Source organism: Bradyrhizobium embrapense, from assembly GCF_001189235.2.
Classification (GTDB): domain Bacteria; phylum Pseudomonadota; class Alphaproteobacteria; order Rhizobiales; family Xanthobacteraceae; genus Bradyrhizobium; species Bradyrhizobium embrapense.
Genome location: NZ_LFIP02000001.1, coordinates 202,463 through 217,847, shown reverse-complemented (window position 1 = coordinate 217,847; position 15,385 = coordinate 202,463). Strand labels below are relative to the sequence as shown.

Genomic DNA, 15,385 nt, shown 5'->3' with positions numbered 1-15,385 from the left:
CCATGGCCGACACCACTGCACCATCACACCTTTTTGCCGACATGTTGGCGCGCGTGCACGCGATCTGTGCCGCTGTCGCAGCCGAGGACGACTGGCCGGCGGGCATCGATCTCACCCGCGTCGTGGTCGAGCCGCCGCGCGATGCCAGCCATGGCGACATGGCCACCAACGCCGCGATGGTGCTCGCCAGGGAGGCCAAGGCCAAGCCGCGCGAGCTCGCGGACAAGATCGCCGAGCGGCTGCGCGCCGATGCGCTGGTGGCATCCGTCGACGTCGCGGGACCCGGTTTCATCAACCTGACTTTGAAGCCGCAGGTCTGGGCCGACGCGCTGCGCGCCGTGCTGGCCGCCGGCTCGGCCTATGGGCAGAGCGACATCGGCAAGGCCGAGAAGGTCAATGTCGAATACGTCTCCGCCAATCCGACAGGGCCGATGCATGTCGGCCATTGCCGCGGCGCGGTGTTCGGCGATGCGCTGTGCAGCCTGCTGCAATTCGCGGGCTTCGACGTCTGCCGCGAATATTACATCAACGATGCCGGCGCCCAGGTCGACGTGCTCGCGCGCTCAGCGTTCCTGCGTTACCGCGAGGCGCTCGGGCAGGATATCGGCGCGATCCCGGAAGGGCTTTATCCCGGCGATTATCTCGTGCCGGTCGGCGCGGCGCTCGCCAAGGACTACGGCGAGAAACTGCTCGACATGAACGAAGCCGCGTGGCTGCCGATCGTGCGCGACCAGGCGATCGCCATGATGATGGAGATGATCAAGGGCGATCTCGCCGCGCTCAACATCCATCACGACGTGTTCTTCTCCGAGCGTTCGCTGATCACGTCAGGCAACAACAAGGTCGCCGAGACGATCGATTTCCTGCGCGCCAAGGGCGATATCTACGAAGGCCGCCTGCCGCCGCCGAAGGGCAAGCCGGTCGAGGATTACGAAGACCGCGAGCAGTCGCTGTTCCGCGCCACCGCGTACGGCGACGACGTCGATCGTCCGCTGATCAAGTCGGACGGCTCGTACACTTATTTCGCATCCGACATCGCCAACCATCGCTACAAGTTCGAGCGCGGCTTCACCAACCTGATCGACGTGTTCGGCGCCGATCACGGCGGTTACATCAAGCGGATGCAAGCGGCAGTGAAGGCGGTGACCGCCGGCAAGGCGACACTCGACGTCAAGATTGTGCAGCTCGTGAAGCTGCTGCGTGACGGCGAGCCGGTGAAGATGTCGAAACGGTCCGGCGATTTCGTCACGCTGCGCGAAGTGGTCGACGAGGTTGGCTCGGACGCGGTGCGGTTCATGATGCTGTTCCGCAAGAACGACGCGGTGCTCGATTTCGACCTCGCCAAGGTGATCGAACAGTCGAAGGACAACGCGGTCTTCTACGTCCAGTACGGCCACGCCCGTGGCCATTCGATATTCCGCAACGCGCGGGAGGAGGCGGTTCCCGATCTGCCCGAGACCGACGAGGCGCGGCTGGCCTATCTGCGGAGCGCTGCGGTGGAACGGTTGACCGACCCGGCCGAGCTCGACCTGCTCAGGCGGCTTGCGCTTTATCCCCGGATGATCGAGGCTGCCGCGGTGGCACATGAACCGCACCGAATCGCTTTTTATCTATATGATTTGGCCAGTGAATTTCACGCGCTGTGGACCAAGGGGCGCGATTTGCCCTATTTACGCTTCATTATCAATAATGATGCAGAGATCACGAGGGCGCGACTGGCAATGGTTCAGGGCGTCGTCTCGGTTCTGGCATCGGGCTTAGCTGTTCTAGGCGTCCACGCTCCAACCGAGATGCGGTAGGCAGGGGCATTAGGCCTTCACGAGTGGGGATTTGTGAGGGCATCTGGCAGGGGCCAACTCGTTCGGACCGGCTGTGCCGGCGATCTTGGCGCTGTCCCGAAGGGGATGCATCATCACGATGGCTGATCGATATCAGGACCGACTTTTTTCCACCGACACGGCCCACAAGGCCGAGAGCGATCCGCTGGCCGAACTGGCCCGGTTGATCGGCCAGACGGATCCGTTCGGCTCCGCGAACAAGCCGCCGCCGCGTCCGCTGTCGCGCGCCAACGCGCGGCCGCAACAATATGAGCCGCAAGCGGATGAGGACGACACACCGCCCGCGGGTCCGCCGCCGTGGATGCAGCGCGCACGGCAGGAGACTGTCGTTCCGCCGCCCGTGCAGCGCACCGAGTACGAAGAACCCGAACCGGACTACCAGCCGAAGCCGGTGCATCCGTTGCATCGGTATGCGGCCCAGCAGGCGCAACCGCCTGCGCCCGAGCCGGTCGCAACCTATCGGCCGGTCGAGCCCCCTCGACAACCCGAGGCCTTTGACGACGAGCCGCCCTACCAGAGCGGCGACCAGGGCCATGATCCGTCGCGCTACGACGATGCGCTCTACGGCCAGCTGGAAGCCGGCGAACAGGATCTGCAGCGCGATCCATCCTATCCGGATGATCCCTATGCCTACGAGGCCGACGAGGAAGAACCCGAACCGCGCCGCCGGAGTAGCGGCCTGATGACGGTCGCCGCCGTCCTGGCGCTTGGCGTGTTCGGCGTCGGTGGCGCGTATGCCTACCGGACTTATGTCGGCTCGCCCCGCACGGGTGAGCCGCCGATCATCAAGGCCGACAACACGCCGACCAAGGTGATCCCGGCCCAGGCCGATGCGCCCGCGAAGGCGCCGGACCGCATGGCGACCGGCGACGGCACCGAGAAGATCGTGTCGCGGGAAGAGACGCCGGTCGACGTAAATTCGAAGACTGCCGGACCGCGCGTCGTGTTTCCTGCACTGAATGCCAATGCGAATCCGCCGCCGGCCGCCAGCGTGCAGACCGCGCAGCCCGCGCCGGCGCCGATCACCGCGAACGGAACCCTGCCGAACAACGAGCCGCGCAAGATCCGCACGCTCGCGGTCAAGGGCGATTCGCCCGATGGCGCGCAGGCCGCGGCCGCCGTGCCGGCGAGGCCCGCTGTCGCTGGGAAGCCTCCGGTGTCGCATGGCAACCCTTCGGCGGCCAACGCCAGCGTGAACGCGCCGATGTCGCTGGTTCCCGGTCAGGCTGACGCGGCTCCCGCTGCGCCCCCGACCCGGGTGGCGTCGACCTCGACCGCCTCGGTTGGTGGCGGGGGGTATCTGGTCCAGGTGTCGTCGCAGAAGAACGAGGCGGACGCGCAGGCGTCCTATCGGACCCTGCAAGGCAAGTATCGCAGCGTACTCGGATCGCAGCCTTTGGTGGTGAAACGCGTCGATCTCGGTGAGAAAGGCGTCTACTACCGCGCCTTTGCCGGCCCATTCGCGTCGTCGGAAGAGGCGAACCAGCTGTGCCGGAGCCTGATGTCGGCCGGTGGGCCGCAGTGCCTCATCCAAAGAAATTAAGGGCAGTTTCCTTGACCCGTGAGCTGCATACGGCCTAATCGGCCGGATGGCGAGCCGCGCATTCATCACGGGCGTATCCGGGCTGATCCTCAACGACGCTGAACGCGAATTCATTCGCGCCGAGCGGCCATGGGGCTTCATCCTGTTCAAGCGCAACATCGAGAGTCCTGCTCAAGTGGCGGCTCTTGTTGGGGAACTCAGGTCGGCGGCCGATACGGCCGATGCGCCGGTCCTGATCGACCAGGAAGGCGGGCGGGTGCAGCGGCTCGGCCCGCCGCATTGGCCGCTCTATCCGCCCGGCGCGAGCTTCAGCGCGCTCTATGACATCGCCCCGAAGCTCGGCCTGACCGCAGCCCGCCTCACCTCACGGCTGATTGCGGCCGACCTGATCGATCTTGGTATCACCGTCGATTGCCTGCCCCTGGCCGACGTTCCGGTGGCCGACGCAGATGCGGTGATCGGCAACCGAGCCTATGGAACCAAGCCGGAGCAGGTCGCGACGATCGCGCGTGCGGTCACGGACGGGTTGGAACAGGGCGGGGTGCTGCCGGTTCTCAAGCATATTCCAGGCCATGGCCGCGCCACGGCGGACAGCCATTTCCGGCTTCCAACGGTGGATACCGCCAAAATCGAGCTGGAACGGACCGATTTTGCCGCCTTCCGGCCCCTGGCGGACTTGCCGATGGCGATGACTGCACATGTTGTGTTTAGCGCGCTCGACCCCGTCCATCCGGCGACGACTTCTGCGACAATCATTGATCAGGTGATTCGCGAGTGGATCGGGTTCCAGGGTTTGTTGATGAGTGATGACGTGTCGATGAATGCGCTGGCCGGATCGATTGCCGAGCGGACCCGCGCCATCGTCAGCGCCGGTTGCGACATGGTTCTGCACTGCAACGGCAACATCGACGAAATGCGCGAGGTCGCACGAGAGACGCCGGAATTGGCCGGCAAGGCGCTTGAGCGGGCCGAGGCGACGCTCGCCGCGCGGAAGCCACCTCAGCCGCTCGACCGGCAGGCGGCACGGGCTGAACTGGATGCGTTGTTGGATCGGGTAGGGACGGCATGACCGCTGAAATTCTATCATTCGAGACCGGGCGGCCGGCTGACCTCGCCGACGGCGAGCCGGCGCTGGTGGTCGACGTCGAGGGCTATGAGGGCCCGCTCGACCTGCTGCTGACGCTGGCGCGGCAGCAAAAGGTCGACCTGTCGAAGATCTCGATCCTGGCGCTCGCCGACCAATATCTGTCGTTCATCGAGGCCGCGCGCAAAATCCGTCTCGAGCTTGCGGCCGACTATCTGGTGATGGCGGCCTGGCTTGCCTTCCTGAAGTCGCGGCTGTTGCTGCCCGAGCCGCCGACCGCGGAGGGGCCGAGTGCCGAGGAAATGGCCACCGCGCTTGCCAACCGGCTGCGGCGCCTGGAGGCGATCCGCGAGGCGGCGAACCGGCTGATGAACCGACCGCAGTTCCAGCGCGATATCTTTCCGCGCGGCAATCCGGAATCGATCGCCGAGATCAAGCATCCGAAGTTCACCGCGACGCTGTACGACCTGCTGTCGGCCTATGCCACGCAGCGCGCGTCGCGCGTGCTGACCTCGGTGCATCTGGCCAAGCGGACGGTGTGGTCGCTGGCGGAAGCGCGCGCCTCGCTGGAGCGCTTGGTCGGCCTTGCGGAGGAATGGAGCTGCCTCGACGAGTACCTGATGAAGTACGTCGCCGATCCCAAGCAGAAGGCGACGGTGTTCGCCTCGAGCTTCGCTGCCGCCCTCGAGCTGGTTCGCGAAGGCGAGATGGAGATCAACCAGAAGCAGGCGTTCGCGCCGATCTATTTCCGAAAGCGTCAGGCGCAGGCTGCAATGGCGGCGCCGGACCTGTCGGTTGAGTAAGTGGAAGAAGGAGAGCAAGCCCATGGCAAGCTTGGCGGAAGTGCGCAGAGACGAGCCCGAGGAGGAGGTTTCTCCTATGGACCATCCGGTAGCGCGTCCTGAGGAATTGCGGCTCCTGGAAGCCCTGTTGTTCGCATCGGCCGAGCCGATCGATCAGGCAACGCTCGCGAAGCGGATGCCCGATGGCGTCGATATCAAGGCGGCACTCGCACAATTGCAGGCGGAATATGCGCCGCGCGGCGTCAACCTGGTTCGGGTCGCCAACAAGTGGACGTTCCGTACCGCTGGCGATCTGTCGTGGCTGATGACGCGCGAGAGCACCGAGACGCGGAAGCTGTCGCGTGCGGCGATCGAGGTGCTGGCGATCGTCGCCTATCACCAGCCGGTGACCCGTGCCGAGATCGAAGAAATCCGCGGCGTGGTTACCTCGAAGGGAACGATCGACGTGCTGCTGGAGACCGGCTGGATCCGCCCGCGCGGCCGCCGCAAGACGCCGGGCCGTCCGCTCACCTTCGGAACCACTGACGCCTTCCTGTCGCAGTTCAGCCTGGAAGCGCTCGGCGACCTGCCGGGGCTGGAGGAACTGAAGGGCACCGGCCTGCTCGACTCCCGCCTGCCGACCGGCTTTTCCGTTCCCTCGCCATCGGATGATGCGACGCTGCGCGAGGACGAGGAGCCGCTCGAGCCTGGCGACACGCTGGAACTGCTGCTCGCGCCGGCGGTCGAGCCGGAAACCGAGGAACCGAAGCCCGAGAGCGAAGCGACCGAGGTTGAGACTGCCGAGGTCGAAATGACCGTCGAAGCGGGAGCCGAATCCGAGGCGGACGCTGCCGCCGAGGAGGATGCAGTCGAACCTGACGCGGCCGAACCTGACGCTGGCGAGCCAGAAGAGCGCATCGACCACGCGGACGATGACGACGGCACCGAGGAGAAGGGCGAATAGCCCGGAATATTCCCGGTTAAGCCTAGCAATATTACGTAGCCGCGACAGCGATTTGCCGCGGCTGAGGTCCTTGTTTTTGACACCCCGCGGGCCTAACTTCCGGCCATGTTCAGGCCGGTCCCCCGGCCATTTCTGGAGGGTTGCAGGATGGGTTCGCTTAGCATTTGGCACTGGATCGTCGTGATCGCAGTGGTCCTGCTGCTGTTCGGACGCGGCAAGATTTCGGACCTGATGGGTGACGTCGCCCAAGGCATCAAGGCCTTCAAGAAGGGCATGCAGGACGACGACAAGGTTGCGGACAAGCCGGAGTCCACCAAGGCGATCGACCACAATGCGGCGCCGTCGGCCGCGCGCCAGGACGTCGGCAGCAAGGCCGTCTAACGCGCTTGTACTGACGCATATTTCGACGTTTTTCCTGGCGCGAAACGGTGACGCCGTCGCACAGACGCGCTATGGACGCCGATTGAGAAAAGGCGCCGGCAGCCCCAGATCCTGCTAGGGATCGATGGGGCCGATAGCGGCGCGCTTAGGCGGAAGCATTCATGTTCGACATCGGGTGGAGTGAACTGGTCGTCATCGCGGTCGTCGCGCTGATCGCCATCGGCCCGAAAGAACTTCCGGGCGTGCTGCGCATGGTCGGGCAATGGATGGGCAAGGCCCGCAGGATGGCCGCCGAATTCCAGGGCCAGTTCCAGGAGGCCATGCGCGAGGCCGAGATGGCCGACCTCAAGAAGAGTTTTGACGAAGTCAGGGAGGCCGCGACCGGCATCACCAGCGGCGGCATCATGACCTCGCTGGAGAAGGACGTCAGCGACGCTCTGCAGATCGACAAGCCGGTCGATGCGCAGGTTGCCTCCGCGATCGACGCACCGGTCACACCCACGACACCCGCAGCTCCGACGCCGGAAACCTTCGTCGAGGCCGAGGCGCACGCGGCCACCACGAGCGAGCCGCTCGCGATCACCAGCGAAGTGAAGCCCGAGTCGGCGCCTGCGCAGGGCGCGACGCCGGCGCAGCCCGACGTGCTCAAGGACGCGAGGGCGTCATGAGCGCCGAAGATATCGAGGCCAGCAAGGCCCCCTTGATGGATCATCTGATCGAGCTGCGTTCGCGGCTGATCAAGGCGCTGCTCGGCTTCGGCGTGGCCTTCATCATCTGCTTCTTCTTCGCCAAGCAGATCTTCAACGTCCTGGTCTGGCCCTTCATCTGGGTGGCGGGGCCGGAAAATTCCAAATTCATCTATACCGCGCTGCTCGAATATTTCCTGACACAGCTCAAGCTCGCGTTGTTCGGCGCCGGCTTCATCTCGTTTCCGATCGTCGCGACGCAGATCTACAAATTCGTGGCGCCCGGGCTCTACAAGCATGAGCGCAACGCGTTCCTGCCTTATCTGATCGCGACGCCGGTGTTCTTCGTGCTCGGCGCGATGATGGTCTATTTCGTGGTCTTCCCGATGCTGACCCGCTTTTCGCTCGGCATGCAGCAGGCGGCGGGCACGGAGACGGCGCAGATCCAGCTGCTGCCCAAGGTCGGCGAGTATCTCTCGCTGATGATGTCGCTGATCTTCGCCTTCGGAATCGCATTCCAGCTGCCGGTGATCCTGACGCTGCTCGGCCGGATCGGCATCGTCACCTCGAAGATGCTGAAGGAGAAGCGGCGCTACTTCATCGTGATCGCCTTCATCATCGCCGCCGTGCTGACGCCGCCCGATGTGCTGAGCCAGGCCTCGCTCGCGATCCCGCTGCTCCTGCTCTATGAGGGGGCCATCATCGCGGTCCGGATCGTGGAGAAGAAGGCCGCCCCTTCGAACGCCTCGTCCGGAGCGCCGTCGGCGACCAATCCGGCCGAATAGGGCATTTTTCCACGCACGCGGTGTCATACCCCGCGAAAGCGGGGTATCCAGTACGTCGCGACCTCTCAGCGGCACGCCGACGTCGCTGGAATACTGGATCGCCCGCCTTCGCGGGCGATGACAGTTGTGCTAGTTCAAGCACGCCGCAACACGTTGACACACAACGTTATCTGCCTGAGCGACGTTAGGACCCCGACTGCCATGCACGACATCAAAGCGATCCGCGACAACCCGACTGCCTTCGACGCCGGCCTGAAACGCCGCGGACTCGAGGCGCTGTCGCCGTCGCTGCTTTCGATCGACGAGAAGCGGCGTGCGGCGATCCTGGCGTCGGAGCAGGCCCAGGCGCGGCGCAACGCTGCCTCAAAGGAAATCGGCGAGGCCAAGAAGGCCAAGGACGAGGTGCGCGCGGCGAAGCTGATGGCCGAAGTCGCCGAGCTGAAGACCACGATGCCAGAGCTCGAGGCCGCCGCGAAATCATTCGACGACGAGCTGACTAGGGAGCTGTCGTCAATTCCGAACTTGCCGCTCGACGAGGTGCCCGACGGCACCGACGAGCACGGCAATGTGCAGCACCATGTGTTCGGCAAGGCGCGCGACTACGGCTTCGCGCCGAAGCTGCATGACGATCTCGGCACCGCGCTCGGCTATATGGATTTCGAAGCCGCGGCGAAATTGTCCGGCGCGCGCTTTGTCGTGCTGAAGAGGGGGTTGGCGCGGCTCGAGCGCGCGATCGGGCAGTTCATGCTCGATCTGCACACCGGTGAGCATGGCTACACCGAGATCAATCCGCCGCTGTTGGTGCGCGACGCCGTGATGTTCGGTACCGGCCAGCTGCCGAAATTCGAGGACGACCAGTTCTGGGCGATCAAGGGCGAATTGCTCTCGACACCGAATGCCGATCTGCGCAGCGAGCGCCTCGGCCTGATCCCGACCGCGGAAGTCTCGCTGACCAACCTCGCGCGCGAATCCATCCTCGACGAGAAGGAGCTGCCGATGCGGCTCACCGCGCTGACGCCGTGCTTCCGCGCCGAAGCTGGAGCTGCGGGTCGCGATACGCGCGGCATGATCCGGCAGCACCAGTTCACGAAGGTCGAGTTGGTGTCGATCACGACGCCCGAAGCCAGCAAGGACGAGCTCGAACGCATGCTGTCCTGCGCCGAGCAGGTGCTGCAGAAGCTCGACCTGCATTATCGCGTGATGACGCTGTGCGCTGGCGACATGGGCTTCTCCGCGCAGAAGACCTACGACATCGAGGTGTGGATGCCTGGGCAGGGCGACGGCGGCGCCTATCGCGAGATTTCGAGCTGCTCGGTGTGCGGTGATTTCCAGGCCCGCCGCATGGACGCGCGCTATCGCGGCCCCGACGGTAAGCCGCGCTTCGTGCATACGCTGAACGGCTCCGGCACGGCGGTGGGGCGCGCCTTGATCGCCGTGATGGAGACCTACCAGCAGCAGGACGGCTCGATCGCGGTGCCCGATGTGCTGCAGCCCTATATGGGCGGGCTCAAAGTCATCGAGCACGGCATGTGAGGCGAGGGCCAGTGTGATGCCGCTCCACCGGGACATCCACTGGCTTGGTCGACAATGGGCCGTCACGGGCCACGGTCTGCAACTGATCAATCAGAAGCAGATGGGCTACTACGACATTGAGGCCGCGCGCTTGTGGGAGGCCCGCGTGACCGAGATACAGTCGAAGGTCTGGATCGACAGGCCGGACTTCGACAAGGCACTGGAGATCGCGCGCGGCAAGTTCGCCTATTTGGCGCCGGCCGATCTGCCCCCGCCAGCAGCCGTCGCGCCGCCGCCGGCGCCTCCGGTCCGGGCCGTGCTCCGGGCTCCGCTTGGCGCGGAATCGGTGCCCTCCATCGAGGAGCTGCTGGCGAGGTTGAAATCGAAATCGGTTGCGGCCGCGCCGGTCGCAAAGCCGGCCGAGGAGGCGCCCGCGCGGCCGCCGCTGAAGCCTGAACCGCCCAAGCTTGAAACGCCCAAGCCTGAACCGCCCAAGGTTGAATCGCCCCGGGCTGAACCTGCCGAACGCGGGGCTCCCAAGCCTGAGCCTCCAAACACCGAGCCCATCAGGTCCGAAGCTCCCAGATCCGAAGCTCCAAAGCCCGACGCTTGCCAGGTTGCACCGGTTAAGCCGGAGGCGCCCACGCCGCCGGTTCTCACGACCGTTCGGCAGTCAGCCCGACCGGCGTGGCCGGTGTTCGACCGCAAGATCGCCGGTAGCGGCAGATTCGTGCACCCATGGCGCGTCCCCTCGGCGCGATGGCACGGGCCCGGTTTGCCTCCGCGGCCCTAGCCGGTTAAGACGGCAAATCAACTCAAGAAACCGCAACTCAAGAAACCCGCGTCGAATCGAAACAAGAGGCACTTTGACGGATGCGAATTCTCTGCACCAATGATGACGGCATCCACGCCCCCGGCCTGCAGGTCGTCGAGCAGATCGCACGCGCATTGTCCGACGACGTCTGGATCGTCGCCCCCGAACTCGATCAGTCCGGCGTGTCGCATTCGCTCTCGCTCAACGATCCGCTGCGTCTGCGCGAGGTCAGCCCTCGTCACTTCGCGGTGCGCGGCACGCCGACCGATTGCGTCATCATGGGCGCGCGCCACATTCTCGGAGACAAGCTGCCCGATCTCGTGCTGAGCGGCGTCAACAAGGGCCGCAACGTCGCCGAGGACGTGGTCTATTCCGGCACCATTGCCGGCGCGCTGGAAGGCACCATCCTGGGCTTTCCGTCGTTTGCGTTGTCGCAGGAGTTTTCGATCGAGACGCGCAACGCGCCGCTGTGGGAGACCGCGCTGAAATTCGGGCCCGACATCATCCGCAAGGTGATCGGCGCAGGCGTTCCCCGCAACACCGTCATCAATGTCAACTTCCCGTCCTGCATGCCCGATGACGTCAAGGGCATCCGGATCACGCGGCAGGGCAAGCGCAATCAGGGTTTCCTGAAAATCGATCGTCGTCACGACGGACGCGGCAATCCGTATTTCTGGATCGGCTTCGAGCGCGCGGCGATGATGGATACGCCGGCCGAAGGCACCGATCTCGCCGCGCTTGCCGCGCGCTACGTCTCGGTGACGCCGCTGCGGCTCGACCGCACCGATGAGGCGTTTTCGGAAAAGCTGACCGCGACGTTGAAGTGATGCAGGGAATCTGTAGCCCGGATGGAGCGCAGCGAAATCCGGGGAAATCTTAAACGCATAGAGCGCAGTCCTGGATTTCGCTGCGCTGCTCCGGGCTACGAATACGAATGCGGGTGAGATTTAAACCGGTGCGCTCCGCATTGCGCTGGAGATCACCTGCGCCAGCGTTTCCAGCTGGAAGGGCTTTTGCAACGCCGGACGATCGCGATACTCCGGTGGCAGGCCGGACGAGCCATACCCGGTTGCGAATATGAAGGGGCGGTTGCGGGCATTGATCAGCTCGGCGACCGGAGTGATCACCTTGCCGTTGACGTTGACGTCGAGGATCGCGAGGTCGAATTCGGTCGATTGCGCGAGCTTGACGGCTTCGCCGATTTCGCCGGCCTCGGCCGCGACACTGTGGCCGAGTTCCTCCAGCATATCGGCGACCATCATCCGGATCATGACCTCGTCCTCAACGAGGAAAACTGAACAGCCCGCCGGCCGTGTCGCTGTCATGATGGAATCCTTGCCCGTCCCCGAAACAGGCTCGCAAATAACGCCAAAAGGCGCAATGCAAACGTTTGGAATTTGTCGGTTTCCAGCGCGCGACGCTGCGTCGCCGGATCGTTTTGACTGACTCTGTTGCGCAGGATTAGTGCAGACTGAGCTCCTGTCCCTGGGCGTTAGCCGCGCATCGCCGGTATTATATGGGAAGCTGCTGTGTTAGCGCCAATACGAAATCGGGCTGCCGGTTCCTGGCCGGGAACAAAAGGTAACGGGAAATTTTTCCTTAACGCGGCATTTCGGATTTCAATGGCATGAAGCTTAAGGAAGATTCCGCGCTACTGCCCAGAGACGCTGATGAACATGGCCGTGAAGCCCGATCCGACCGAGAAGATGATGTTTCAGCTCACCCTGCGGCGGCGAGGGGTCAGTGATCAGGCGGTGCTGCGCACCATGGAGGAGGTTCCGCGCGAGCTGTTTGTCGATCCGCGCGATCGCAACGAGGCCTACCGCGACAGCGCGCTGGGGATCGCCTGCGGGCAGACTATCAGCCAGCCTTTCGTCGTCGCCTACATGACCGAGCAACTGCAGCTGCAGAAGGATCACCGCGTGCTCGAGATCGGCACCGGTTCGGGCTACCAGGCCGCGGTCCTGTCCCGGCTGTGCAAGCAGGTTCTGACCATCGAGCGCTACCGGACGCTGGCTGACGCCGCCCGCAAGCGCCTCGAAAAGCTGGGCTATTACAACATCGAGGTGCTGCTCGGCGACGGCTTCGACGTCCCGGCGGGGGCCGGCGATTTCGACCGCATCATCGTTACCGCGGCAATGGAGCAGATTCCGGAGAAGCTGCTGGAGCGACTCGATCCGGGCGGCATCCTGATCGCCCCGGTCGGGCCGCATCAGGGGACCCAGACCCTGGTCCGCGTGGTGCGCACGGAGAGCGGATTCGACCGCAAGGAATTGGTCGACGTCCGCTTTGTGCCGGCGCTGCCGGGAATCGCGCGCGAATTGTAAATTCGGCGATTTGCCGCTTGGCACCAACGCCTTATTCGCAGGGTTAAGCGGTTATTTACTCGCGACGTGTTTACTCAAAACAGTCTTTTGTTGCGTACGAGTGAGTAACCATGTCTGGGGTTGTTGAGTTGCTTCGCTCGCGTCGCGTACCGCAGGTTGCGGTGCTGACGCTGATGTCCATGGCTTTTGCCGGTTGCAGCGCCGACATGTCGTCGCGCTTCTCGCAAAACTCTTACTCGCAAAATCCGTTTGCGTTTGATCCGCAGCCGACCGGCACCGTGCAGGCACAGCCGCCGCGCGAGCTGCCGCAATACGCGCGGCCACGAACGCAACCGCAATATTCACAGTATCAGTCACAGCCGTTGCCGCCGCCGGTTGCTGCGCCGCAGTCCTATCCGGTTGCCAATGCTGGCGTATCCGGAGGCGGGCGCGGGGTTTCGTCCTACACGCCGCCTGCGCAGCCGCAGATCGAAGCCACCGGCACCGTTCCGCATTCGGTCGCCGCAGCGCATGCCGGACACAGCGGCACCACCATCATCGTCGGCACCAGCGATACGCTCGAAGTGCTGGCGCGCCGCTACAACGTCTCGACCGCCGAGATCCTGCGCGCCAATGGCTACAAGGGACCGCGCGCGCTGTCGCCCGGCCAGCAGCTCGTCATTCCGCGCCCGACGGCCGCTGCAGCAGTGCCGGCGATGGCCGCACCGGCCACGCGACCCGTTGCCGTGGCCGCCGCGCCTTCCGGCGTCCACTATGTCAATCGCGGCGACACGCTGCGCAACATCGCGCGCCAGCACCACATTCCCGTGGCGGAGCTTGCCCGCGCCAACAATCTCGATCAATCAGCCCGGCTGAGTCTCGGCATGAAGCTGGTGGTGCCCGGTGCCAAGACCGCGATGGCGGCTCCTGCGCCCGTTGCACAGCCTCTTGCCGCTGCGCCCGTCGCCGTTGCCCCGGCGCCGGCCGTGGCGGCTCCGAAGGTCGTCGCGACGGCGCTGTCGCAGCAGAGCGCGCGGCTGGTGCAGCCGACCGCTACCGTCGAACAGCCGGTCGCCGCCGCAGAAGCGCCGGTTGCCACCAAGTCCAGCGAAGCCACCGGGGCATTGCCGACGTTCCGCTGGCCGGTGCGCGGCAAGGTCATCACCGCCTACGGCTCGAAGACCAACGGCAAGGTCAATGACGGCATCAACGTCGCGGTGCCCGAAGGCACGCCGGTCAAGGCGGCCGAAGACGGCGTCGTCGCCTATTCGGGCAATGAGCTGAAGGGCTACGGCAACCTCGTGCTGGTTCGCCATTCCAACGGCTATGTCACCGCCTACGCTCATGCGAGCGAGCTTCTGGTGAAGCGCGGCGATACGATCAAGCGCGGCCAGGTGATCGCCAAGTCGGGCCAGTCGGGCGAGGCCGGCTCGCCGCAGCTCCATTTCGAAATCCGCAAGGGATCGTCTCCGGTCGATCCGCTCCAGTTCCTCAACGGCGCGTAAGTTACGCGCCGGGACTTCCAAGGGACTTCCAAGTCTCACAACAAAGACAACGGGGGAGGCGCAAGGCCTCCCCCGTTTTGTGTTGCGCAAATGCTGCTGCGATCAGTTCCCGCTCAGCCGCACGCCGAGCCGGCCGGCGAGTTCCTGCGTGTACTGCCAGGCGACGCGGCCGGAGCGCGAGCCGCGGGTGGTCGACCATTCGAGCGCCTCGCGCTCCAGTTCGTCCTCGGCGATCTTGATGCCGTAATGGTCGCAATAGCCCTTGACCATCGCAAGGTACTCGTCCTGGCTGCAGCGGTGGAAGCCAAGCCAGAGACCGAACCGATCCGACAGTGATACTTTCTCTTCGACCGCTTCGCCCGGATTGATCGCGGTCGAGCGTTCGTTCTCGATCATCTCGCGCGACAGCAAATGTCGCCGGTTCGAGGTCGCATAGAGGATGACGTTCTCGGGGCGTCCCTCGATGCCGCCTTCCAACACCGCCTTGAGCGATTTGTAGGAGGCGTCGTTGCCGTCGAACGAGAGGTCGTCGCAGAACACGATGAAGCGGAAGGAGGAGCTGCGCAGAAGGTCCATCAGGCCGGGCAGGCTCTCGATGTCCTCGCGATGGATCTCGATCAGCTTGAGCCGGTCGGCCGGCTTGCGATCGACATTGATGCTGGCATGGGTGGCCTTGACCAGCGACGACTTGCCCATGCCGCGGGCGCCCCAGAGCAGCGCATTGTTGGCGGGCAGTCCGTTGGCGAAGCGCTCGGTATTTTCCATCAAGATATCGCGCATCCGGTCGACGCCCTTGAGCAGGCCGATCTCGACACGGCTGACGCGCGGCACCGGGGCAAGGCGTCCGTCCGGATGCCAGACAAAGGCGTCCGCGGCGCCGAATGAGCGGGCCGGATCGGAGGCCGGGGAGGCGTCCGCAAGGCGGCTCGCGATGGCCTCCAGGGCGCTCGCGATCCGCTCGGCGGCCGCGCCGTCGAGCTGCATGACCGGGCGTTTTGTCGCGGCGTTTGCGGCGCGCTTGGCGGCAGCTTTGGGGGCGGTTTTGCTGGTTATTTTACTGGTGGTTTTTTTGGCTTTTTTCGGCATTTGTCCAGTTCCTGACGGCGCAGCCTTATCGGGCTGGCGGCGGTCCCGCAAGCGCCCTAAATGAAGGTCCGTTAACGTTGCAATTGGGACCGCGGCCGC

Annotated in this window: 15 protein-coding genes and 1 pseudogene; 14 read left to right on the top strand and 2 right to left on the bottom strand. The window is 64.7% G+C overall.

Going from position 1 to position 15,385, the window contains the following annotated elements; genetic code table 11:
* Positions 1-2 precede the first annotated feature (2 nt).
* From argS to surE, 11 genes and pseudogenes are all read left to right on the top strand, one after another.
* Positions 3-1,799, top strand: coding sequence for an arginine--tRNA ligase (argS, locus tag AKN83_RS01415; RefSeq protein ID WP_050400533.1), 1,797 nt, complete (start codon positions 3-5; stop codon positions 1,797-1,799).
* A 118-nt stretch (positions 1,800-1,917) separates the two neighbouring features.
* Complete coding sequence (locus AKN83_RS01410) at positions 1,918-3,381, top strand: SPOR domain-containing protein (RefSeq protein ID WP_063695141.1); 1,464 nt, start codon at positions 1,918-1,920, stop codon at positions 3,379-3,381.
* A gap of 46 nt (positions 3,382-3,427) precedes the next feature.
* Positions 3,428-4,450 (top strand): beta-N-acetylhexosaminidase, encoded by a 1,023-nt coding sequence (nagZ, locus tag AKN83_RS01405; protein ID WP_050400531.1) that lies wholly within the window; start codon positions 3,428-3,430, stop codon positions 4,448-4,450.
* Positions 4,447-5,268, top strand: coding sequence for a segregation and condensation protein A (locus tag AKN83_RS01400; RefSeq protein WP_050400530.1), 822 nt, complete (start codon positions 4,447-4,449; stop codon positions 5,266-5,268). The genes nagZ and AKN83_RS01400 overlap by 4 nt, the downstream gene beginning before the upstream one ends.
* Before the next feature lie 22 nt (positions 5,269-5,290).
* Positions 5,291-6,187, top strand: a pseudogene (gene scpB, locus AKN83_RS01395) (SMC-Scp complex subunit ScpB); the annotation flags it as partial.
* A gap of 171 nt (positions 6,188-6,358) precedes the next feature.
* Positions 6,359-6,592 carry a twin-arginine translocase TatA/TatE family subunit gene (locus AKN83_RS01390; protein ID WP_050400528.1) on the top strand — a complete coding sequence of 78 codons (234 nt, stop codon included), beginning with the start codon at positions 6,359-6,361 and terminating at the stop codon, positions 6,590-6,592.
* Between the two features lie 161 nt (positions 6,593-6,753).
* Positions 6,754-7,260 carry a Sec-independent protein translocase protein TatB gene (gene tatB, locus AKN83_RS01385; RefSeq protein ID WP_050400527.1) on the top strand — a complete coding sequence of 169 codons (507 nt, stop codon included), beginning with the start codon at positions 6,754-6,756 and terminating at the stop codon, positions 7,258-7,260.
* Positions 7,257-8,063, top strand: a complete 807-nt coding sequence (tatC, locus tag AKN83_RS01380; RefSeq protein ID WP_050400526.1) for a twin-arginine translocase subunit TatC — start codon at positions 7,257-7,259, stop codon at positions 8,061-8,063. The genes tatB and tatC overlap by 4 nt, the downstream gene beginning before the upstream one ends.
* Positions 8,064-8,264: 201 nt before the next feature.
* The gene (gene serS / locus AKN83_RS01375) at positions 8,265-9,596 is read left to right on the top strand and encodes a serine--tRNA ligase (RefSeq protein WP_050400525.1); all 1,332 of its coding nucleotides are present in this window, start codon (positions 8,265-8,267) and stop codon (positions 9,594-9,596) included.
* A 16-nt stretch (positions 9,597-9,612) separates the two neighbouring features.
* A complete protein-coding gene (locus AKN83_RS01370; protein WP_050400524.1) occupies positions 9,613-10,368 on the top strand; it encodes a hypothetical protein in 756 nt (251 codons plus the stop codon).
* Positions 10,369-10,448: 80 nt separating this feature from the next.
* Complete coding sequence (gene surE / locus AKN83_RS01365) at positions 10,449-11,216, top strand: 5'/3'-nucleotidase SurE (RefSeq protein ID WP_050400523.1); 768 nt, start codon at positions 10,449-10,451, stop codon at positions 11,214-11,216.
* 120 nt (positions 11,217-11,336) lie between these two features.
* Here surE and AKN83_RS01360 read toward each other — a convergent pair whose 3' ends face one another.
* Entirely contained in the window at positions 11,337-11,714 is a 378-nt protein-coding gene (locus AKN83_RS01360; protein ID WP_083991871.1) for a response regulator, read from the bottom strand.
* A 345-nt stretch (positions 11,715-12,059) separates the two neighbouring features.
* Between AKN83_RS01360 and AKN83_RS01355 the strand changes: the two genes are divergently transcribed.
* The gene (locus tag AKN83_RS01355) at positions 12,060-12,716 is read left to right on the top strand and encodes a protein-L-isoaspartate(D-aspartate) O-methyltransferase (protein ID WP_050400521.1); all 657 of its coding nucleotides are present in this window, start codon (positions 12,060-12,062) and stop codon (positions 12,714-12,716) included.
* A 110-nt stretch (positions 12,717-12,826) separates the two neighbouring features.
* Positions 12,827-14,200: a LysM peptidoglycan-binding domain-containing M23 family metallopeptidase gene (locus tag AKN83_RS01350; RefSeq protein WP_050400520.1), complete on the top strand. Its 1,374-nt coding sequence runs from the start codon at positions 12,827-12,829 to the stop codon at positions 14,198-14,200.
* 102 nt (positions 14,201-14,302) lie between these two features.
* Here AKN83_RS01350 and AKN83_RS01345 read toward each other — a convergent pair whose 3' ends face one another.
* Positions 14,303-15,184: an ATP-binding protein gene (locus AKN83_RS01345; protein WP_244521860.1), complete on the bottom strand. Its 882-nt coding sequence runs from the start codon at positions 15,182-15,184 to the stop codon at positions 14,303-14,305.
* Between AKN83_RS01345 and AKN83_RS41015 the strand changes: the two genes are divergently transcribed.
* The gene (locus AKN83_RS41015; protein WP_244521859.1) at positions 15,183-15,350 is read left to right on the top strand and encodes a hypothetical protein; all 168 of its coding nucleotides are present in this window, start codon (positions 15,183-15,185) and stop codon (positions 15,348-15,350) included. The genes AKN83_RS01345 and AKN83_RS41015 overlap by 2 nt on opposite strands.
* Positions 15,351-15,385 lie beyond the last annotated feature (35 nt).